The 20,662-nt window shown below is 72.0% G+C and carries 17 protein-coding genes and 1 pseudogene; 11 read left to right on the top strand and 7 right to left on the bottom strand.

Annotation, left to right across the window (positions count from 1 at the left end):
* Positions 1-12: 12 nt before the first annotated feature.
* Positions 13-453 (top strand): CBS domain-containing protein, encoded by a 441-nt coding sequence (locus AC3EUJ_RS13900; protein ID WP_431961477.1) that lies wholly within the window; start codon positions 13-15, stop codon positions 451-453.
* A gap of 80 nt (positions 454-533) precedes the next feature.
* Positions 534-3,110, top strand: coding sequence for a cation-translocating P-type ATPase (locus AC3EUJ_RS13895; protein ID WP_431961476.1), 2,577 nt, complete (start codon positions 534-536; stop codon positions 3,108-3,110).
* A 100-nt stretch (positions 3,111-3,210) separates the two neighbouring features.
* On the opposite strand, the gene AC3EUJ_RS13890 is transcribed toward AC3EUJ_RS13895, so the two are convergent.
* The 4 genes from AC3EUJ_RS13890 to AC3EUJ_RS13875 form a co-directional block, all read right to left on the bottom strand.
* Positions 3,211-3,441 (bottom strand): DUF397 domain-containing protein, encoded by a 231-nt coding sequence (locus tag AC3EUJ_RS13890; RefSeq protein WP_431961475.1) that lies wholly within the window; start codon positions 3,439-3,441, stop codon positions 3,211-3,213.
* A gap of 129 nt (positions 3,442-3,570) precedes the next feature.
* Positions 3,571-4,296, bottom strand: coding sequence for an FAD:protein FMN transferase (locus tag AC3EUJ_RS13885; RefSeq protein WP_431961548.1), 726 nt, complete (start codon positions 4,294-4,296; stop codon positions 3,571-3,573).
* A 34-nt stretch (positions 4,297-4,330) separates the two neighbouring features.
* Positions 4,331-4,774, bottom strand: coding sequence for an FMN-binding protein (locus AC3EUJ_RS13880; RefSeq protein WP_431961474.1), 444 nt, complete (start codon positions 4,772-4,774; stop codon positions 4,331-4,333).
* Between the two features lie 10 nt (positions 4,775-4,784).
* Positions 4,785-6,146, bottom strand: coding sequence for a ferredoxin reductase family protein (locus tag AC3EUJ_RS13875; protein ID WP_431961473.1), 1,362 nt, complete (start codon positions 6,144-6,146; stop codon positions 4,785-4,787).
* A gap of 155 nt (positions 6,147-6,301) precedes the next feature.
* Here AC3EUJ_RS13875 and AC3EUJ_RS13870 point away from each other — a divergent pair, with 155 nt between their 5' ends.
* From AC3EUJ_RS13870 to AC3EUJ_RS13860, 3 genes are all read left to right on the top strand, one after another.
* Entirely contained in the window at positions 6,302-7,039 is a 738-nt protein-coding gene (locus tag AC3EUJ_RS13870; RefSeq protein WP_431961472.1) for a response regulator transcription factor, read from the top strand.
* Positions 7,036-8,487, top strand: a complete 1,452-nt coding sequence (locus AC3EUJ_RS13865; RefSeq protein ID WP_431961471.1) for a sensor histidine kinase — start codon at positions 7,036-7,038, stop codon at positions 8,485-8,487. The genes AC3EUJ_RS13870 and AC3EUJ_RS13865 overlap by 4 nt, the downstream gene beginning before the upstream one ends.
* A 454-nt stretch (positions 8,488-8,941) precedes the next feature.
* The gene (locus tag AC3EUJ_RS13860; RefSeq protein ID WP_431961470.1) at positions 8,942-9,790 is read left to right on the top strand and encodes a DMT family transporter; all 849 of its coding nucleotides are present in this window, start codon (positions 8,942-8,944) and stop codon (positions 9,788-9,790) included.
* Positions 9,791-9,988: 198 nt separating this feature from the next.
* Here AC3EUJ_RS13860 and AC3EUJ_RS13855 read toward each other — a convergent pair whose 3' ends face one another.
* From AC3EUJ_RS13855 to AC3EUJ_RS13845, 3 genes and pseudogenes are all read right to left on the bottom strand, one after another.
* Positions 9,989-10,327, bottom strand: a complete 339-nt coding sequence (locus tag AC3EUJ_RS13855; protein WP_431961469.1) for a cupin domain-containing protein — start codon at positions 10,325-10,327, stop codon at positions 9,989-9,991.
* On the bottom strand, positions 10,324-11,196 hold the full coding sequence (locus AC3EUJ_RS13850) for a class I SAM-dependent methyltransferase (protein ID WP_431961547.1): 873 nt from the start codon (positions 11,194-11,196) through the stop codon (positions 10,324-10,326). Before AC3EUJ_RS13850 ends, AC3EUJ_RS13855 begins: the two co-directional genes overlap by 4 nt.
* A 132-nt stretch (positions 11,197-11,328) precedes the next feature.
* Positions 11,329-11,564, bottom strand: a pseudogene (locus tag AC3EUJ_RS13845) (pyridoxamine 5'-phosphate oxidase family protein); the annotation flags it as partial.
* Between the two features lie 281 nt (positions 11,565-11,845).
* Between AC3EUJ_RS13845 and AC3EUJ_RS13840 the strand changes: the two are divergent.
* The 6 genes from AC3EUJ_RS13840 (at position 11,846) to narI (ending at position 20,647) form a co-directional block, all read left to right on the top strand.
* A complete protein-coding gene (locus AC3EUJ_RS13840) occupies positions 11,846-13,114 on the top strand; it encodes an MFS transporter (RefSeq protein ID WP_431961468.1) in 1,269 nt (422 codons plus the stop codon).
* Positions 13,107-13,580, top strand: coding sequence for a hemerythrin domain-containing protein (locus AC3EUJ_RS13835; protein WP_431961466.1), 474 nt, complete (start codon positions 13,107-13,109; stop codon positions 13,578-13,580). The genes AC3EUJ_RS13840 and AC3EUJ_RS13835 overlap by 8 nt, the downstream gene beginning before the upstream one ends.
* 197 nt (positions 13,581-13,777) lie before the next feature.
* Positions 13,778-17,509: a nitrate reductase subunit alpha gene (locus AC3EUJ_RS13830; RefSeq protein WP_431961465.1), complete on the top strand. Its 3,732-nt coding sequence runs from the start codon at positions 13,778-13,780 to the stop codon at positions 17,507-17,509.
* The gene (narH, locus tag AC3EUJ_RS13825) at positions 17,509-19,218 is read left to right on the top strand and encodes a nitrate reductase subunit beta (RefSeq protein WP_431961464.1); all 1,710 of its coding nucleotides are present in this window, start codon (positions 17,509-17,511) and stop codon (positions 19,216-19,218) included. Before AC3EUJ_RS13830 ends, narH begins: the two co-directional genes overlap by 1 nt.
* Positions 19,215-19,880 carry a nitrate reductase molybdenum cofactor assembly chaperone gene (gene narJ, locus AC3EUJ_RS13820; protein WP_431961463.1) on the top strand — a complete coding sequence of 222 codons (666 nt, stop codon included), beginning with the start codon at positions 19,215-19,217 and terminating at the stop codon, positions 19,878-19,880. The genes narH and narJ overlap by 4 nt, the downstream gene beginning before the upstream one ends.
* Complete coding sequence (gene narI, locus AC3EUJ_RS13815; RefSeq protein WP_431961545.1) at positions 19,880-20,647, top strand: respiratory nitrate reductase subunit gamma; 768 nt, start codon at positions 19,880-19,882, stop codon at positions 20,645-20,647. Before narJ ends, narI begins: the two co-directional genes overlap by 1 nt.
* Positions 20,648-20,662: the final 15 nt, after the last annotated feature.

The following is a 20,662-nucleotide window of genomic DNA, read 5'->3' as shown; positions in this document are numbered from 1 at the left end:
GTCTCCCAGTTCATGAACACACCGGTCATCACCATGCCTGCCCGGACCCCCGCGCGGCAGGCAGCGCTGCGCATGGAGGACGCGGCAGTCGGATCCGTCCTCGTTGCCGAGGCCGGCCGGCTGCTCGGGATCGTCACCGACCGCGATCTGGTGGTGCGCTGCCTGGCACAGGGCGCCGACCCGGACACGCCGGTCTCGGAGCTGATGTCGGCGCCGGTGACCACGGTGGACGTCACCGACGACATCGCCGACGCCTACCGGACGTTCCGTCGCTGCGGCGTGCGACGTCTGCCGGTCCTGGACGGTCACCGACTGGTGGGGGTGCTCACCGTCGACGACCTCTTCCTCGACGTCTTCCAGCATCTGGCCGATCTCCTGGGACCTGTGGCCTGGACGGTCCTGAAGGAGCCGCCCGACGACGGCGCCACCGAACTCGCGGCGATCACCAGGTGATGGTTCCACCGGGCCGCCATGATGGGGTTGTCGACCCGGTACATACCGTGACGTGCAGCTGGCCCGGACGAGGTGATCCCGTGGGACTGGGCACGAACCACGACACGACGCCGGCCCTGAAAGGGCTCCCGCAGGGGGAGGCGGAGCAGCGGCTCGTCCGGTACGGCGCCAACGAGGTGGCGCCGCCACCACCGGCTCCTCTGCGGCGTCGCGTGGCACAGCAGTTGCGGGATCCGCTGATCCTGGTCCTGCTCGTGGCCGCTGTCCTCACCCTGGCCACAGGCGACCTTACGGACGCTTGCGTCATCCTGCTCGTCATCACCGTCAACACGGCTGTCGGCGTTGCCCAGGAAGTCCGTGCGGAACGTGCCGTCGCGGCGCTGACGGCGCTCAGCGCACCCGCGGCCCGCGTCGTCCGCGACGGTGAGGAGCGCCGCATCCGGGCGGTGGACGTGGTGCCCGGGGATGTGGTGCTGCTGGGGGAGGGGGACATCGTGCCCGCGGATGGCGAGGTGGTCGAGGCGGCGGCACTTCTGGTGGACGAGTCGTCACTCACCGGCGAGTCCGTCCCGGTGGACAAGGACGCCGGCGGCACGGCGGCGTCGGGCACCGTCGTCGTACGTGGCCGGGGCGCGATCGTCGTCACCGCCACGGGAGCCGCGAGTGCAACCGGCCGCATCGCCTCCCTGATGGGTACGGCACCCGGGCCGACCCCACTGCAACGCAGGCTCGCCGGCTTCAGCCGGGTCCTCGCCGCCGTCACCGTCGTGCTGTGCGCCGTGGTCCTCACGATCGGGCTGCTGCGCGGACAGCCCGTGGAGCTCATGGTCGTCGCCGCGATCAGCCTGGCCGTCGCGGCCGTCCCCGAGTCCCTGCCCGCCGTCGTCACCCTGGGCCTCGCCCTGGGCGCCCGGCGGATGGCCGCCCGCAACGCCATCGTCCGCCACCTGCCGGCCGTGGAGACGCTGGGTTCCGTCACCGTCATCGCCACGGACAAGACCGGCACCCTCACGGAGGGCCGGATGGTCGCGGAACGGTTGTGGACACCGGTCGGCGAGGCCGAGGCACGCGGCAGCGGCTACGACCCGGCCGGCCAGGTGGTGCGGGACGGCGCCGCTGTCACCGCGGACGACGCACCCGACCTGGCCCGCCTGCTGCGTGCCGCCCTGCTGTGCAACGACGCCGGGCTGCAGCCGCCGTCCGGCACTGACGGCGACACGGCCTGGCACGCCCTGGGTGACCCCACCGAGGCCGCCCTCCTCGTCGCCGGCGCACGGCTGGGCCTGGACCGGTCGGCACTCGCACGGGAACTGCCACGCATCGACGAGGTGCCGTTCGACAGCGGCCGCAAAAGGATGACCACCGTTCACCGCGGACCGCACGGCGGCTGCCTCGTCGTGTCCAAGGGCGCACCGGAGGTGATGCTGCGAGCCGGCATCCTGGACGATGGCCCTCATGTGCTCACCGCGGCCGCCAACCGGGCCGACGAGCTGGCACGCCAGGGCTACCGGGTGCTCGCCGTCGCGGCCGGGGACCGCAGCCCGCGCCCTTCGCCCGGCACCCCCGCCGACTGGGAGACCGGACGGTTGCCGCTGCTCGGTCTCGTCGCCATCCTCGACCCGCCCCGCCGCACGGCTGCAGACACCGTCGCCGCCTGCCGCACCGCCGGGATCGTCCCCGTCATGATCACCGGAGACCATCCGCTGACCGCGGGCGCTGTCGCGACCCGCCTCGGCATGCTCGGCGGCGCAGACGGGGCCGCCGTGACCACCGGGGGCGACATCAGGCACGAGACCGTGAGGAACCTCACTGACGCCCGGGTCTACGCCCGTACCACCCCCGAGCAGAAACTCGACATCGTCCAGGCATGGCGGCGCACCGGACATGTGGTCGCCATGACCGGAGACGGAGTCAACGACGGCCCGGCCCTGCACCAGGCCGACATCGGTGTCGCCATGGGACGCCGCGGTACCGAGGTGGCCCGGCAGGCAGCCGACCTCGTACTGGCCGACGACGACCTCGGCACGGTGGTCTCCGCCGTCGAGGAAGGCCGCCGGGTCTACGCCAACGTACGCCGCTTCCTGCTCTACGCCCTGTGCGGAGGCACGGCCGAGATCCTGGTCATGCTCCTCGGCCCCTTCCTGGGCATGCCGCTGCCGCTGCTGCCCGCCCAGATCCTGTGGATCAACCTGCTCACCCACGGCCTGCCCGGGGTCGCGCTCGGCGCCGAGCCCGCCGACCCCGCGGTCATGCGCCGCCCACCCCGGCCACCAGGCGAGAGTGTGCTCGGCGCCGGGCTGTGGTGGCGGATCTTGCCGATGGGCCTTTTCGTCACCGCCGTCACACTGCTCACCGGCATCTGGGCCCACGGCACCGGACGCCCTTGGCAGACGATCGTCTTCCTCGTCCTCGGCGCCACCCAGCTCGGCATCGCCCTCGCATCCCGGGCCCGCCACGGCAGCTGGGCCAACCCCTTCCTGCTGGTCGCCGTCGCGGCCGCCCTCGCCCTGCAGATCGCAGGGGTCTACCTGCCGCCGTTGCGCGTGCTGTTGGGAACCGATCCGCTGTCGCCGGCGGACCTCGGCATCGCCTGCGGCCTGTCCGCACTCGGCTACCTGGCGATGCGCCTTCAGGCCCGGCTTGTCCCGACGAGGTGAACGAGCGCCCGGCCCGGGCGTCGGCCCACTTGACAGGGGGCGGGCACGGTTCGGGCCGGCAGGGGAAACCGCCGGCCCGGATCTTTCATGGTGCGTCGTTCTACCCGAATTCGCCTTGTCGTACGCCGTCCCGGAAGGCTGCCCATTCCTCTGCGTCGAACCGCAGGGGCGGCAGTTCGGGGCGGGCGGAGTCACGGATGGCCACGGATCCGTCACCGAGGTCGGCTACCTCGACGCAGCGGGGCCTGTAGCCATAGGGACATGCGGTGCTCTTGACCCAGTGCGCCTGGGTCAGGTCACGCGCGTACAGGTCGCTCTTTCTCGCTTGCATGGCAAGCTCCAAGCGGTAGTCGGTCGTACCTTTCTTTCTTCTTCCACACTTGCGCTTTCCCCACGGTTGTGCAACGGCAGTTGCCCGCCCCATGAACCCCGAGCGAGCGCCGCCACGGGTGCGCGGTGCTCAGGGGGCGTGGGCGGCGAATCCCGAGGTGCGCCAGGTGCGGCCGTCGGGGAGGACGGCGAGCGCCTCGTATCCGTCCAGTGCCTCCAGCCAGGCGTGGGATCCGTTGCCGCGGGCGAAGGCCGCGGTGGCGTAGGCGTCGGTCATCGTCAGGCCCGGGCCGATGACCGTGAGGGAGACCAGCTCGGTGGCGGGCCCCGCGTCGTGCGGGTCGAGGATGTGGGCGCCTCGCTCGGCGGTGCCGGAGGTGGCGATGGCGAGGTCGCCGCTCGCGGTCACGACGGTGGCCGGCGCTCCCGGGCGAAGCGGGTCGGCGATGCCGATGCGCCATGGTGTGCCGGGGGCCGCCTGGCCCCGCAGGCGGATGTCGCCGCCTCCGTTGACGCAGGTGTGGTGTGCGCCGGCCTCGTGGAGTATCCGGGAGGCGTTCTCGGTGGCCCAGCCCTTGACGAGGCCCGAGGGGTCGAGGGTGCCGCCGGCCGTGATGCTGAACCAGCCGTCGCTGTCGTGGGTCGCCCGGGCGCACAGATCCAGCACCTCGCGCACCTCGGCTGGGCAGTCGGCGAGGCCGATCTCGCCGCGGCCGAGCCGGCTGACGGCGCTTTCCGGCCGGTACGTGGAGAAGACGGCGTCCACGGTGTGCACATGGCGGACGGCACGGTCGAGGCCGGCGCGGATCGCGGACGTGGCCCGGTCCCGGACGTCGAAGGAGAAGACGGTGCCCATGACGTGTTCGACGTGGTGCAGTCCGCGGGCGGGATCACGCACGGGCCCGGTCCAGAGCGCTCTGCAGGGACTGGACGTACCCCTGGCTGGTGTAGCTCGCCCCGGAAACGGCGTCGATGCGGGCGCTCTGGGCACCGAGGGCCTCCTGCGTGAGGCGGGGCAGGGCGTAGGAGGCGATCTGCCGGTCCCTGCCGTTCTCGTCGGGCGCCTGGAGCACCCGGACGGCGGTGATCTTCCCGTCGGCGAGCGTGGCGGCCACCTGCACCGTTCCGTAGGGGGTGCCGACTGGCATACCGGTGAAGGTGCCGGTGGCGGCGCCGTGGCCGCCGGTGGGCGCCGGCTCCGACCGCTGCGGCGTGCGCGACGCCGACGAGGGGGCGGGACCACCCGCCGCCACGGAGGGCTGGTGGGGTTTGAGGAAGAGCATCCCGAGGATCAGGGCACTGGCCCCGGTGGTGGTGAGCACGGCGCGGCGCATGCGGTTCTCCTCAGAACGCGAACGACTCGTGGTGGATGCGGCGGGCGGGAACGCCCGCCTCGCGCAGGGCCCGTACGGCGGCTTCCGTCATGGGCGGCGGGCCGCAGAGGTAGACGTCGTGACCGGCCAGCCCGGGGACGAGAGCGGACAGCGCCTGCGCGGTCAGGGGGGAGTGGTACCGGGCGGGGTCGTCGACCACGTAGTGCACCGTGGCGCCGCGCCGGTGCGCTATCGCGTCGAGTTCGCCGCGCAGCGCGAGGTCCTCCGGTCGGCGTGCTCGGTAGACGAGGGTCACCGGGCCGGGCAGGGTCTCGAAGAGGGCCCGCAGCGGAGTGATGCCGACCCCGCCCGCCAGGAGGAGGACCCGCGAGGCGGTGCGCCGGTCCGCGGTGAACGCGCCGTAGGGGCCTTCCGCCCACACACGGGTGCCCGGGGCCAGCCGGGCCAGGGCGGCGCTGTGGCCGCCCGCGGCCTTCACCGTGATGCGCAGGTGCCGGGGGTGGGCCGGGGCGGACAGCGAGTAGGGGTTGGCGGTCCACCACAGCCCGCGGGCGAGGAAGCGCCAGCGCAGGAACTGTCCCGGCGCGCCGCCCAGCTCGTCCAGGTGCTCACCGGCGAGATGGACCGACACGATCCCGGGTGCTTCGGGGTGGACGGCGACGACCTTCAGCTTGTGCCGCAGCCCGCGCCGGAGCGGGACGGCGAAGCGGTACCAGGCGACCAGGGCGGCGGCGCCGGCGTAGAGGGCGTACCAGGCGGCCTGGGCGGCCCGGTCGCCGACGAAGTCCGCTCCGTTGGACAGCTGGTGCCCGAAGGCGAGGAAGATCGCCAGGTAGGTGGCGAAGTGCAGGTAGTGCCAGGTCTCGTAGCTCATCCTGCGGCGGGCGGCCCGCGCGGAGAGCGCGCCCGTCGCGACGAACAACACGAACCCGGCGGTGCCCTTCAGGAGATCCGGATAGTCCAGGACGAGTGTCGTGGTCTGCCTCGTGAAGGAGGTGTGGGTGGCGGCGGAGTAGCCCCAGACGATCAGCAGCGTGTGGGCGAGGGCCAGCGAGACGGTGCAGCGTCCGCCCCAGGCGTGCCAGCGGGCGAGCCGGTCCGTTCCGACACCGTGGTCGATGAGGGGGACGCGGGCCATCAGGACGAGCAGGACCGCGCAGGCGTATCCGGCCACGAGGCCGGTGATGCGGCCCGCACCGGTGAGCCAGCCCGCCGGACCGACCACCGAGGTCGTATCGGCCCACCACAGCGCCAGGACCCCCGCGGCGCCCGCCCAGATCGCGAGTGGCGCGAGCAGCGGGACGGGACTGCGGCGCGGCCGCCGGTGGTGCAGTCCGCGACCGGTGCGCGTGGTGGTGGAGGTGGTGGCCATGGGGCTCCCAGGAGCGTCATCGTCGTCGGGCGCCCCAGCATCGCCACCCAACCTCTGTGTTTCCTCTGATCCGGGCGGCCCAGCGGGAACTCAGAGGAAACGCAGAGGTGCCCCGGGCCCGCGGGGGCGCGTGCGCGAGGGATGCTGTACTCACCATGGAAGACAGCCGAACAGCACCCCCCGGCATGCACCGCCCCGACGGGAGCCCCGTGCGCGTCCTGGTCGTCGACGACGAGCCCGATGTCACCGACGTGCTCTCCGCCGCCCTGGCCGCAGAGGGCTGCCAGGTACGGACGGCCGCCGACGGGGCGTCCGCGCTCACCACCGCCCGGGGCTTCCGGCCCGACGCGGTCGTCCTTGACTGGATGCTGCCCGACGTCGACGGCCTGCACGTCCTGCGAGAGCTGCGGCGCGACGCCGACCGCGTGTGCGTGCTGTTCCTGACGGCGCGTGACGCGGTCGAGGACCGCGTCGCGGGCATCACGGCGGGCGGCGACGACTACGTGACCAAGCCCTACAGCCTGGAGGAGGTCATCGCCCGGCTGCGGGGTCTGCTCCGCCGGGCCGGGATGACCGCCGGGACCGACGTGAACCGGCTGGTCGTCGGGGACCTCACGATGGACGAGGAGGCCCGGGAGGTCCGCCGGGCCGGCACCCTGGTCGAACTGTCCCGGACCGAGTTCGAGCTGCTGCGGTTCCTCATGCGCAACCCGCGCAGGGTGCTGTCCAAGAACCAGATCCTCGACCGGGTCTGGGCGTACGACTTCGGTGGCCAGGCCCATGTCGTCGAGCTCTACATCAGCTATCTGCGCAAGAAGATCGACGCGGGACGCCCCCCGATGATCCACACGGTCCGAGGCGTCGGATACGTCCTCAAGTCCGAGGCGCCATGAGACGACTTCCTCCCCGCACCCTGCGGGGGCAGCTCACCGCCGGGCTCCTCGTCCTGCTGGCCGTGGCGTGCGCCGCCGTCGGTGTGACCACCGTCCTCGCGCTCAAGGGCTTCCTGCTGGGACGACTGGACGAGCAGCTCACGGCCGCCGGCGGGCGCTTCGCGGCCAGCCTGGAACACGAGAGGACGCCCGACGCGGACAACCGCCCCGACACCCGGGGGCAGGCCGACGCGACCTTCGGCGCCCGCCTGCTGGGCGGCGACGTCACCCATGCCGCCGTGGTCGACGACGCGGCCGACCGGCCCCTGGCGCTCTCCGCCGGCGACCGCCACGCCCTGGCCCGCGTCCCGGCCGACGGAAGGGGACACAGCATCCGCATCGCCTCGCTCGGCGCGTACCGCGTCACGGCGGTACGCGGCGACGACGGCGACGTACTGCTCACCGGACTTCCCCTGCACCCCGTCGAAGCGACGCTGCACCGCCTCGAAGCCGTGGAAGCCGTGGTCTTCGGCGCGGCACTCCTCGCCACGGGCATCGCCGGGACCCTCTGGGTCCGGGTCAGCCTGCGCCCCCTGCACCGGGTCACCGAGCACGCGTCCGCTGTCGCCCGCCTGCCCCTGGCCAGTGGCGAGGTCGCCATGCCACGGCCCCTGCCGGACACCGACCCGCGCACCGAGGTCGGCCAGGTCGCCGCCGCGCTCAACCACATGCTCGGGCATGTGGAGGACGCCCTGGTCCGGCGCCAGGCCGGCGAGGAACGGCTCCGGCACTTCGCCGCCGACGCCAGCCACGAACTGCGCACCCCCGTCGCGAACATCAGGGGCCACGCCGAACTCGCCCTTCGCCACGGGGGCCCCGTCCCCGCCGACATCCGCCACGCCCTCGAACGCATCCAGTCCGAGTCGCAGCGCATGACGCACCTCGTCGACGACCTCCTGCTGCTGGCCCGTCTCGACGCGGGACGCCCGCTCGAGCACGAACACGTCGACCTGACCAGGCTGGTCCTCGACGCCGTCGACGACGCCCGCGCCGCGGGACCCGGTCACCGCTGGGTCCTGGACCTTCCCGAGGAACCCGTCGTGGTGCCCGGAGACGGCCACCGTCTACAGCAGGCCCTCGGGAACCTCCTGGCCAACGCCCGCACCCATACTCCCGCCGGTACGGAAGTGACGGTCGCCCTCACCTCGGACGCCGACGGCGCCCGTCTCACCGTCAGCGACAACGGACCCGGGATCCCGGCGGAACTCCAGCCCGAGGTCTTCACCCGCTTCGTCCGAGCCGACCAGGCCCGTTCGCGCAGCACGGGCAGCACCGGCCTCGGACTCGCGATCGTCCACGCGATCGTCACCGCCCACCACGGCACCGTCGAGGTCACCAGCCGCCCCGGGCACACCGCCTTCCGGGTGACCCTTCTCGATCGATCCGCCCGGGTGCGGGAGGGCCGGTAAGCCGAGTCGCAGGATGGGCTCGGCCGGCTGACGACCGGGCGGGAGGCGGCGCATGCTCGGATCGGCCGACGCTGTACGTGTGGTCGCGGCGGCAGCGAGGACTGTTGGTCGCTGTCGCTGTCGCTGTCGCTGTTGCTGTTGCTGTTGCTGTTGCTGTTGCTGTCGCGCCCGCGCTCGCCCTGCACATCGCAGCTGCCCGCCTGCCGCCGCTGCGCGCGCCGTTGGGAAGCGGTCCGTCGTCGGCGATGGACCTCGGCCCCGCCTGTGGCCTGTCCACACTCGGATACCTCGTGGCGTCCGGGCCAGAGGTCCGGTCCGGCCCCGACAGCGAGGGCCGCACCGCACTTCGCGCAGACCTGGTCCTTCCGCGCGCCGCCGGTGGGGTGCGGGGCGCTTGTTCAAGCGGGCCGCTCCCCCTGGTGCGGCCGCACCCGTCGGCGAGCATCCTGTGATCATGGCCATCGCCGTTGCCGTACCGGCTGCGCTCCTGGCCGCCTGCTGTTTCGCCGTGGCGGCCGTGCTGCAGCAAGAGGCCGCAGCGACCATGCCCGCGAGGGAGTCCCTCCGGCCCCGGCTGATCTGGGCTCTGGCCCATCGGCCGCTGTGGCTGGCCGGTATCGCGCTGTCGGCCTTCTCCTTCGTCGTTCAGGGCGTGGCCCTCGCCTTCGGCCCGCTGGTGCTCGTGCTGCCGTTGGCCTCGACGGACCTCCTCTTCGCCCTGCCGCTCCTGGCCTGGCGCCGCCGTCGGAAGCTCACCAGACGGGACGTCACAGGCGCGGTATGCACCGCTGGCGGCGTGGCCGCCTTTCTGACCGTGCTGCCCTACTCAGCGGGTGCGGTCCGGCCCGATGCCCGGGACTGGCTGCCGCTCCTGGCGGTCGTCGCGGCTTGTGTCACCGCGCTGGTGCCTGCCGGTCTGCGGTCCTCCGGAAAGGTTCGCGCGGGAGTGTATGCGGCGGCTGCCGGACTGCTTTTCGCGTTGCTGGACGCGCTGACGAGGAGCGCGGCAGGTCTGTTCAGGGACCGGGGGCCGGCCGCGCTGACGCATTGGGAGCCGTACGCACTGATGTTCGTCGGCGGAGCAGGGCTGCTGCTGGCTCAAAGCTCGTTCCAGGCCGGATCGCTGGCGGTCAGTCTTCCCCTCATCGACACCATCGAGCCGATCGGCGCCGTCCTGGCCGGCGCCGCCGTCTTCCACGAACGCCTGGCCACGTCCGGGCACCTCGCCGTCCAGGTCCTCGGCGCGGCCCTGGCCGTGACCGGCATCGTCATCCTCGACAGGTCACCGCTGGTGCGCACGTGAACGCCGGTTCATCGGCAGTGCGAGGGATCGCCCGCACGTCCCGGTCCTCATGCGCACGCCCCGGACTCCCGCCCGCGGAACCTCGGCAACCCTTCTCCTGGCGAATGCCGGTCCGCGACGCCCCGCGGTGTCCCGGCCAGTCCGGTTGGCCCGTTCCGCGGAAACCATGGTGAGTGCGGGGCGCGGATACGGGGACGGTCAGGCACCGTCAGGGCTGCCGGACACGGTGGGCAGCACGGTCAGCAACATGATCGTGGGTTCGATGGCGCGCACGGTGTGGGGCAGCCGGGAAGGCAGGTGGACCCAGCTGCCGGGTGTGGCCACCCTCTTCTCCTCGCCCAGCACGAGGTGGAGGCGGCCTTGGACGACTTGGATGACCACGGGCAGGGCCGAGGTGTGTTCGGTCAGCTCCTGGCCGGCGGCGAACGCGAAACCGACCAGGCGCAGCCGCTCGTCGCGGTACAGGACGCGGCTGAGCGTGCCGTCCTCCGGTATGGGCAGCTCGGCGGTCAGGTCGTCGATCACGGTGGCGGTCATGCGGGTGCTCCTTGCTGCGTGGCTGCTGCCGTGGGAGCGGCGAGCAGGCTGATCGCGCACAGGTGGTCCCGGTGGCGGTGGAAGGTGCTGCGCATGTGTCGGACGCGTCGCCGGGCCGCCGCGTCGCGGACCACGCGGCCGGCGATGGCCAGTGCTCGCGTCAGCCCCTCGTCGGCGACGAGCCGCCGTGGTTCGAGCAACGCCATCGGCGCCGTCCTGAGGCCGGTGACGGTGAAGCCCGCGTCGGTCAGCAGCTCGCTCCAGCCGGTCGCGGTGAGCGGGCGGGCGCCGACGTGCATCGCGCCGCCCAGGTCGGCGGTGATCTCTTCGGCGAGGGCCGGGTCGATGTCGTCCGGTACGAGGCACAGTTCATGGATGGCGTAGCGGCCGCAGGACTCGGCGAGCAGACGGCGTGCTTCCCCTACGACGCGCCGCTTGGCGGGTTCGGGCCGCATGCTCAGCATCGCCTCCCCGTACACGACGGTGGCGCAGCCGGCCGGCAGGCCGCTGTTCGCGGCGTCCGCCCGCACAACGCGGATCTCGGTCGGCCCTGGAGATGTGAGAGTGCGCAGCCGTGCCACCGCGGCGGGATCACGGTCGACCGCGGTGTAGGCCGCGGGAGCGCGCGCGAGTGTCAGCCGGGCGGTGGCCCCCAGACCGGCGGCGAGCTCCACCACCTTGTCGTCGGGGCCGACGGCCAGGGCGTCGAGCATCCACCGGGTCAGCTCCAGCCCTCCGGGACGCAGGACACGCTTGCCCAGGCGGCCCAGCATCCAGTGACCGGGCATGCGGGCGACTTCCCGCCCGTCGCCAGGGAGCACCGCCGCCGCCTCATCGGGGAGCGGGTGATCGTGGTCTGTCGTCACCATGGAGGATGCCTCCGCTCTGTCGTCTCCCCCCTCGTGATCCGCTCTGGGCCCGACTCGATCCGCTGGGGCAGCGGCCCGCGGATCAGCCGGGTCGGGCATCGAACTCCGGGCCGGCGGCCCGGAGTCCGACGCGATCCGTACGAAGACGCCGTCGCGCGGCGTCACCCGGGAGCGCGGGCCGGTCCGTGACAGCCGTTCGTGTTCGGCGAGGTCGCTCACCACGGTCGCCCGAGGTGTCCGGGCGGAAGTCGGCCGAGAACCGCCGGCAGCGCCTTCCGGGTGTGGACGACACAACCGACCGGTACCTTGGCCGACAGGCGCAGACGCTCCTGCCGAGCCGGTACGGGAAAGCCGTCGTCGAGGACCATCACTTCATGCTGCCTCCTCGGCCGGGGCCTTCGTAGGGCCGGACGGCCCCGGGAGCAGGGCCGTGCTGCAGGCCGCCTGCTCCCTCCCCGCTCGGCCGGGCAGGTGGGTGCTGCGGGAGGACGTCCCCTTCGCCGGCCCGCCGAATGAGGAAGAGGACCAGCGGGCAACGATGAGGCCGGATGGCCCAACCCTCCGGGGCATCCGAGTGCGGATAGTGGCATGAGGCCCTGGCACGTCTCGGAGTTCGGGGTCGTAATGGCGACACGAAAGGACGGGCCGGATGCTCCAGCCGTCGAGGAGGCAGCACGGTAGGCCTGGTGCGCCTGGGCACGGGCAGGCGTGGCTGATGCAGGCGCTGGCCACCGTCGGTTTCGCCCTCGACTTCTGGGCCTGGGCGTTGCTGAGCCCGCTGGGCCCGCGTTTCAAGGACGATCTGGGTCTGAGTTCGTTCCAGCAGTCGCTGCTGGTCGCCGTCCCCGTGGTGGTCGGCTCGCTGGGCCGGATCCCGGTGGGTGCGCTGACCGACCGGTACGGCGGGCGGGTGATGTTCCCGCTCGTCTCGGCGGCCACGGTGGTGCCGGTGCTCTACCTCGGTCTGGCCGGCCACTCCTCGCTCGGCGCTCTGCTGGTGGGAGGGTTCTTCCTCGGCATCGCCGGCACGGCGTTCGCGGTCGGCGTGCCCTTTGTCAACGCCTGGTTCCCGCCGGAGAGGCGCGGGCTCGCCATCGGCGTCTTCGGGGCCGGCATGGGGGGCACCGCGATCAGCGCGCTGACCACGGTCAAGCTGGTGGACGCGCACGGCATGGCCGGTCCCTTCCTGATCACCGCCGGGGTGCTGGCGGTCTACGCGGTGGTGGCCGCCCTGGTGCTGCGCGACGCCCCCGGTCGTACGGTGACCGCCGACCCGCTGGCCCGCCGTCTCGCCGCCACCTTGAAGCTGGGGATCACCTGGCAGGCGTCCGCCCTGTACGCGGTGGCCTTCGGTGGCTACGTCGCCTTCTCCGTCTACCTGCCCACCTATCTGAGGACCGGCTACGGCCTGACCCAGGCGGACGCGGCGAACCGGATGGCCGGTTTCGTGCTGCTGGCGGTGGCGATGCGCCCGGTCGGCGGCTGGCTGTCGGACCGGATCGGACCGGTGCGGGTGCTCGCCGGCGTGCTGGCCGTGGTCGTCGCCGGAGCCTTCGTGCAGGCGTTCACGCCGTCCCTGCCACCGGTGGGCACCATCGCGTTCCTGGCGATGGCCGCCGCGCTCGGCGCGGGCAGCGGCGCCGTGTTCGCCCTGGTCGCGCTGCTGGCCCCGGCCGGCAAGCTCGGCTCGGTCACCGGCGTGGTCGGTGCCGCGGGTGGCCTCGGCGGCTTCGTGCCGCCGCTGGTGATGGGCTCGCTGTACGGCGCCTACGGTTCGTACGCCCTCGGTCTGGCGCTGCTCGCGGTGGTGGCCGCCGCAGCCCTGGCCTTCACCGCCATGGCGGTACGCCACACGGTCACCCGGCGCGTCCCCACGGCCCGGATCCACTCGATGAGCAAAGGAGCGAGCGGTGTGTGAATACTGCGACTGCCAGGCGGTCGCGTCCATCGACCAGCTCACCACGGAACACGAGACGGTGGCGAACCTCATCGGCCACGTACGCGAGGCCCACCGTGACGGCGACCCCGCGCGGATGGCGGAGACCGCCCGCCGGATCGCCGCCGTCCTGGAGCCGCACACCCGGGTCGAGGAACACGGGCTCTTCCCCGCCCTGGCCGACGACTTCCCGGACCAGTTGGCCGTCCTGGAGGCCGAGCACCGCCGCATCGAAGCCGTACTGGCCGAAGCCGCCGACGGCACCCCGGTCGACCCCGGCTGGGCGGAACGGCTGACGGATGTGCTCGCTCTCCTGCGCGAGCACATCCTCAAGGAGCAGGACGGCGTCTTCCCGGCCGCGCTGGCCTACCTCAGCACCGAGCAGTGGGAGGCCGTCGAGGCGGTGCGCGCACGGATCGGCCCCCGCATGCCGCAGCCGTCCGGCTGAGGTCCGTGAGCCCCGTCATCGCCCCACTCTCCCATTCGGGACCCTCTGCCGCCGCGCCTTGCGCTGCCCGGCGGGGCGGCGATCCCCGGATCCGAGGTGTGGGCGCCGGTGATGGTGGCAATGCGCGGGATGGCGTTCCCTGAGAGAACCGAAGCGAGCATCCGAGGGGCCGGCGGGGTCCGGGGAGGAGCGGCACGGTGGGTACGGAGACCGAATCGACATCGGCACGCGAGGGCGGGAGGCCCACGCCGGGCCTGGACGGCGAACTGACGGAGGCGCTGGTGCGCTCGCGCCGGTTCTTCACCCGGGCAGAGGTCTCGGCCGACCTGCGCACGCTGCACAAGCGCGGCGGTCGCCGGGCGGACGAGTTCTACCGGGACCGCTGGTCGCACGACAAGGTGGTCCGCTCCACCCACGGGGTCAACTGCACCGGCTCGTGCTCGTGGAAGGTGTACGTCAAGGACGGCATCATCACCTGGGAGGCCCAGCAGACCGACTACCCCTCGGTCGGCCCCGACCGCCCCGAGTACGAGCCGCGCGGCTGCCCGCGCGGTGCCGCCTTCTCCTGGTACACCTACTCGCCGACCCGGGTCCGTTACCCCTATGTCCGAGGGGTGCTGCTGCAGATGTACCGGGAGGCCAGGGGACGGCTCGGCGACCCCGTCGCGGCCTGGGCGGACATCGTCTCCGACCCGGAGCGCGCCCGCCGGTACAAGGCCGCACGCGGCAAGGGCGGCCTGGTACGCGCCTCCTGGGACGAGGCCGTGGAGATGATCGCCGCCGCCCACGTGCACACGATCAAGAAGTACGGGCCCGACCGGCTGGCCGGCTTCTCGCCGATTCCCGCGATGTCGATGGTCTCGCATGCCGTCGGTGCCCGCTTCTATTCGCTGCTCGGCGGCGTGATGCTCTCCTTCTACGACTGGTACGCGGACCTTCCGGTGGCCTCCCCGCAGGTTTTCGGCGACCAGACCGACGTACCGGAGTCCGGCGACTGGTGGGACGCCGGCTATCTGATCATGTGGGGTTCCAACCTCCCGGTGACGCGCACCCCGGACGCCCACTGGATGGCCGAGGCCCGCTACCGGGGGCAGAAGGTGGTGGCGGTCTCCCCGGACTACGCGGACAACGTGAAGTTCGCCGACGAGTGGCTGGCCGTCCAGCCCGGCACGGACGGGGCCCTGGCCATGGCGATGGGCCACGTCATCCTCCGGGAGTTCTTCGTCGACCGCCGGACCCCGTACTTCGAGAACTACGTGAAGCGGTACACCGACCTGCCGTTCCTGGTCGCCCTGGAGGAGCGGGAGCCGGGCAGGTACGCGCCGGGGAAGTTCCTGACCGCTGCCGACCTGGGCGGCGAGCAGGCGGCGGCCGAGCACGCGGAGTTCCGCACGGTCCTGCTGGACGCCGAGGGCCGGCCGGTGGTGCCCAACGGCACCCTCGGCGACCGGTTCGGCGAGTCGGGCGCCGGGAGGTGGAACCTCGATCTGGGAGGCGTCGAACCGCTGCTGTCCGCCGAGGGCGGCGGCGAGGCCCCGGTCACGGTGGAACTGCCCCGCTTCGACGCCCCGGACGGCAGCGCGGGAGTCCTGCGGCGCGGCGTTCCGGTGCGGCAGATCGCCGGGCGGCTGGTGGCCACCGTCTTCGACCTGCTGCTGGCCCGGTACGGGGTGTCCCGGGACGGCCTGCCCGGCCGGTGGCCGACGTCGTACGACGACGCGGAGGAGCCCTGCACCCCGGCCTGGCAGGCCCCTATCACCGGGGTGGACGCCGAGAAGGCCACGCGGATCGCGAGGGAGTTCGCGGCCAACGCCGAGGAGTCCCGCGGCCGTTCCATGATCATCATGGGGGCGGGGACCAACCACTGGTTCCACTCCGACACCATCTACCGGGCGTTCCTGACGCTCACCACGCTCACCGGCTGCCAGGGCGTCAACGGCGGCGGCTGGGCCCACTACGTCGGCCAGGAGAAGGTCCGCCCGCTCACCGGCTACTCGGCGATCGCCACCGCCTCCGACTGGAACCGCCCGGCCCGGCAGATGATCCAGACGGCGTACTGGTACCTGCACAGCGACCAGTTCCGCTACGACCCGTTCTCCGCCGCGACTTTGGCCGCGGCCGGGGAAGGCGGCCGGTTCGCCGGGCAGACCACCGCCGACGTGATCGCCGCCTCCGCGCGCATGGGCTGGATGCCCTCGTACCCGACCTTCGACCGCAACCCGCTCGACCTCGCCGACGAGGCCGAGGCAGCCGGGCGCCCGGTCGGCGAACACGTGGTGGGCGAACTGAAGGCCGGGCGGCTGGGCTTCGCCGGAGAGGACCCGGACGCGCCGGAGAACTTCCCGCGCGTGCTCACCGTGTGGCGGGCGAACCTGCTCGGCTCCTCGGCGAAGGGCAACGAGTACTTCCTCAGGCACCTGCTGGGTGCCGAGTCCTCGGTCCGCGCGGCCGAGGCACCGCCTCAGGCCCGCCCGCTGGACGTGGTGTGGCGACAGGAGGCGCCGACCGGCAAGCTCGACCTGCTGCTCACCCTCGACTTCCGGATGACCAGCACCACCCTCTACTCGGACGTGGTGCTGCCGGCCGCCACCTGGTACGAGAAGCACGACCTGTCCAGCACGGACATGCACCCGTTCGTGCACGCCTTCAACCCGGCGATCGCCCCGCCCTGGCAGACCCGCACCGACTTCGACGCCTTCCACACCATCGCCCGGGAGTTCAGCCGCCAGGCCGCCGGGCATCTCGGCGTCCGCACGGACGTGGTGGCGGCCCCGCTGCTGCACGACACCCCGGACGCCCTGGCCACCCCGCACGGCCGGGTCCGTGACTGGAAGGCCGGAGAGTGCGAACCGGTCCCCGGCCGCACCATGCCCAAGCTCGTCACCATCGAACGCGACTACGGCGCCGTCGCCGCGAAGATGGCTGCGCTCGGCCCCCTGCTGGACACTCTCGGCGCCACCACCAAGGGCGTCACCTTCCATGTCGACCGGGAACTGGAGTACCTGCGGCTCAAGAACGGCACCGTGCGTGGGGGACCGGCCGACGGCCGCCCACTACTGGCCCGGGACGTGCACGCCTGCGAGGCGATCCTCGCCCTGTCCGGTACCACCAACGGCCATCTGGCCATCCAGGGCTTCCGCACGCTGGAAGCCCGTACCGGCACCCGCCTGGCGGACCTGGCGGCCGAGCACGAGGGCAAGCAGGTCACCTTCGCCGACACCCAGGCCGCCCCCGTGCCGGTCATCACCTCTCCGGAGTGGTCCGGGTCGGAGACGGGCGGGCGCCGCTACTCGCCCTTCACTGTCAACGTCGAACGCCTCAAGCCCTGGCACACCCTCACCGGCCGCCAGCACTTCTACCTCGACCACGACTGGATCGCCGCCCTGGGCGAACAACTTCCGGTCTATCGCCCCCCACTGGACATGCACGCGCTCTTCGGGGAGCCACGTGTCGGGGACAGCGGGGAACTCGGCGTCACCGTGCGGTACCTCACCCCGCACAACAAGTGGTCGATCCACTCCGAGTACCAGGACAACCTGTTCATGCTGTCCCTCTCCCGGGGCGGGCCCGCCATCTGGATGTCCACCGCCGACGCGGCGAAGATCGGCGTGCAGGACAACGACTGGATCGAGGCTGTCAACCGCAACGGTGTGGTCGCCGCCCGGGCGGTCGTCTCGCACCGCATGCCGGAGGGAACCGTCTACATGCACCACGCCCAGGACCGCCTCATCGACGTGCCCCGCACCGAGACCACCGGCCGCCGCGGCGGCATCCACAACTCCCTGACCCGCCTGCTGATCAAGCCCAGCCATCTCATCGGCGGCTACGCGCAGTTGTCGTACGCCTTCAACTACCTCGGCCCGACCGGCAACCAGCGCGACGAAGTCACCGTCATCCGCCGCCGCACGCATCAGGAGGTGACGTACTGATGCGGGTGATGGCCCAGATGGCGATGGTGATGAACCTCGACAAGTGCATTGGATGCCACACCTGCTCGGTCACCTGCAAACAGGCGTGGACCAACCGCACCGGCGTCGAGTACGTGTGGTTCAACAACGTCGAGACCCGGCCCGGCCAGGGCTACCCCCGCCGCCACGAGGACCAGGACACCTGGCAGGGCGGCTGGGAACTGAACAAGCGGGGCCGGCTGGCGCTGAAAGCGGGCGGCCGGTTCAAAAAGCTGATCCAGATCTTCTCCAACCCCAAACTCCCCGCGCTCGACGACTACTACCAGCCGTGGACGTACGACTACGCGACGCTCACCAACGCCCCGCTGCAGGAGCACACGCCGGTCGCCCGCCCCAAGTCCCTGATCACCGGCAAGGACATGAAGATCTCCTGGTCCGCGAACTGGGACGACGATCTCGGCGGCTCGGACCGGCACGGCGAGAAGGACGTGCTGCTCGGACAGGTGTCCGAGAGGATCAGGCTGGAGTTCGAGCAGACGTTCATGTTCTACCTGCCGCGAATCTGCGAGCACTGCCTCAACCCGTCCTGCGCGGCCTCCTGCCCTTCCGGCGCGATCTACAAGCGCACCGAGGACGGCATCGTCCTGGTCGACCAGGACCGCTGCCGCGGCTGGCGGATGTGCGTGACGGGATGCCCGTACAAGAAGGTCTACTTCAACCACCGCACCGGCAAGGCCGAGAAGTGCACCTTCTGCTTCCCGCGCGTGGAGGTCGGCCTGCCGACGGTCTGCTCGGAGACCTGCGTCGGCCGGCTGCGCTACATCGGCCTGGTCCTCTACGACGCCGACAAGGTGCTCGAGGCCGCCTCCACCCCGGACGACACCGGCCTTTACGAGGCCCAGCGCCAGGTCTTCCTCGACCCGGACGACCCGCGGGTCGTCCGCGAGGCCGAGCGGGCGGGCATCCCCCGGGACTGGATCGAGGCCGCTCGGCGCTCCCCGGTCCACGCTTTGATCAACACCTACAAAGTGGCACTGCCGCTGCACCCGGAGTACCGCACCTTGCCCATGGTCTGGTACATCCCGCCGCTGTCTCCGGTGGTCGACGCCGTCCGCGGCACCGGACACGACGCCGAGGACCACCACAACCTCTTCGCCGCCGTCGACGCCCTGCGCATCCCCGTGGACTACCTCGCCCAGCTGTTCACGGCCGGTGACCCCGCGCCCGTCGACGCGGTGCTGCGCCGCCTGGCCGCCATGCGCTCCTACATGCGCGACATCAACCTCGGCCGCGAGCCCGACGCCGCCATCCCCGAGAAGGTCGGCATGAGCGAGGAGCAGATGTACGACATGTACCGGCTGCTGGCGCTCGCCAAGTACGACGAGCGGTACGTCATCCCGCCCGCCCACGCGGAACAGGCCCACAAACTCGAGGAACTGGCCACCGAATGCAGCCTGGACTACGAGGGCGGCCCCGGCATGGGAGGCTCTGGTCCCTTCGGTGAGACGTCCGGTGGTGCCGCCGCGGTGGCCGTGGAAACCTTCCACGCCCTGCGCGACCGGCAGACCTCCGACACCCCCGCGGCCCCCACCGACCTGGCCACCCGGGTCAATCTCCTCAACTGGGACGGCAAGGGCTCCCCACCCGGCCTCTATCCACCCAGGCCCGCCGGGAGCAGCAAGCGTGCCACCGACACGGACAGCGGCGGGGAGGCCGAGCCGAAGCCATGAGAAGAACGATCACATCGAAGGCGGGCCATGCCGAGCCGTGGCACGCCCACGCCTGGCAGACCCAGTCCCTGCTTCTCGCCTACCCCGACGAGCACGAGCAGTTCACGCGCTACCTCTCCCTGGCCCGCCGCACGGCCGTCCCGCTGCCCGGACCCGTGAGGGATCCCCTGCTCGCCTTCGTCGAGCACGCCGAACGCACTACGCCGGCCGATCTGGCGGCGGCGTACGTGGCCACCTTCGACCACCGCAAGCGCTGCTGCCCCTACCTGACCTACTACGCCCACGGGGACACCCGCAAGCGCGGCATTGCCCTCCTGCGGCTGAAGCAGACCTACGCCGCCGCGGGCCTGCGCCTGAGCGAGGACGAGCTGCCCGACCACCTGGCCGTCGTCCTGGAATTCGCGGCCGCGGATCCGCCCGCCGGACGCCGTCTGCTGACCGAGCACCGCGCCGGAGTGGAGCTGCTGCGCCTGGCCCTGCGGGAGGAGGGGTCCGCATGGGCGGCGGTACTGGATTCCGTCTCGGCCACGCTCCCACCGCTCAAGGGCGACGAGCGCGAGGCCGTCGCCCGGCTCGCCGCCGAGGGGCCACCCGACGAACAGGTCGGCCTCGCCCCCTACATGCCCCCGCAGTTCATGCCCGACCCGGCAGGAGGCCCATGATGACCGCGCCCGCGCAGCCCTTCCCCCTGGCCGCCGAGAGCGGGACCGGCGGCATCCTGCTGTGGGTCGTCCTGCCGTACGTCTGCCTCGCGATCTTCGTCCTGGGCCACATCTGGCGCTACCGCTACGACAAGTTCGGCTGGACCACCCGCTCCTCCCAGCTCTACGAGCGGCGCCTGCTGCGCATCGGCAGCCCGCTGTTCCACTTCGGCATCCTCGTGGTGCTCCTCGGCCACATCGGCGGACTGGTGATCCCCAAGAGCTGGACCGCGGCGGTCGGTGTCAGCGAGGACGCCTACCATCTGTCCGCCGTCGTCCTCGGCTCCATCGCGGGGATCTGCACACTGGGCGGCCTGGCCATCCTGGTCTACCGGCGGCGCACGGTGGGCCCGGTCTTCTCCGCCACCACGAAGAACGACAAGGCGATGTACGTCTCGCTCACCGCGACCATCGTTCTCGGCCTGGCCGCCACCGTCGTCGCCAACCTCGTCGGCGGCGGCTACGACTACCGGGAGACCATCTCCGTCTGGTTCCGCTCGGTCTTCTACCTGCAGCCCGACCCCTCCCGGATGACCGGGGCACCGGTTCTCTTCCAACTGCACGCCCTCAGCGCCATGCTGCTCTTCGCGTTCTGGCCCTTCACCCGCCTGGTCCATATGCTCACCGCGCCACTGGGGTACCTCACCCGCCCCTACATCGTCTACCGCAGCCGGGATGTCCAACTCGGCGCGCGCGCTCCCCGCCGAGGCTGGGAACGCATCGGATGAAATCATCCCATCCTG

This window comes from Actinacidiphila sp. bgisy160 (genome assembly GCF_057707815.1).
Note: the sequence above shows the minus strand (reverse complement) of the source record. Positions and strands in the feature narration are given on the sequence as shown.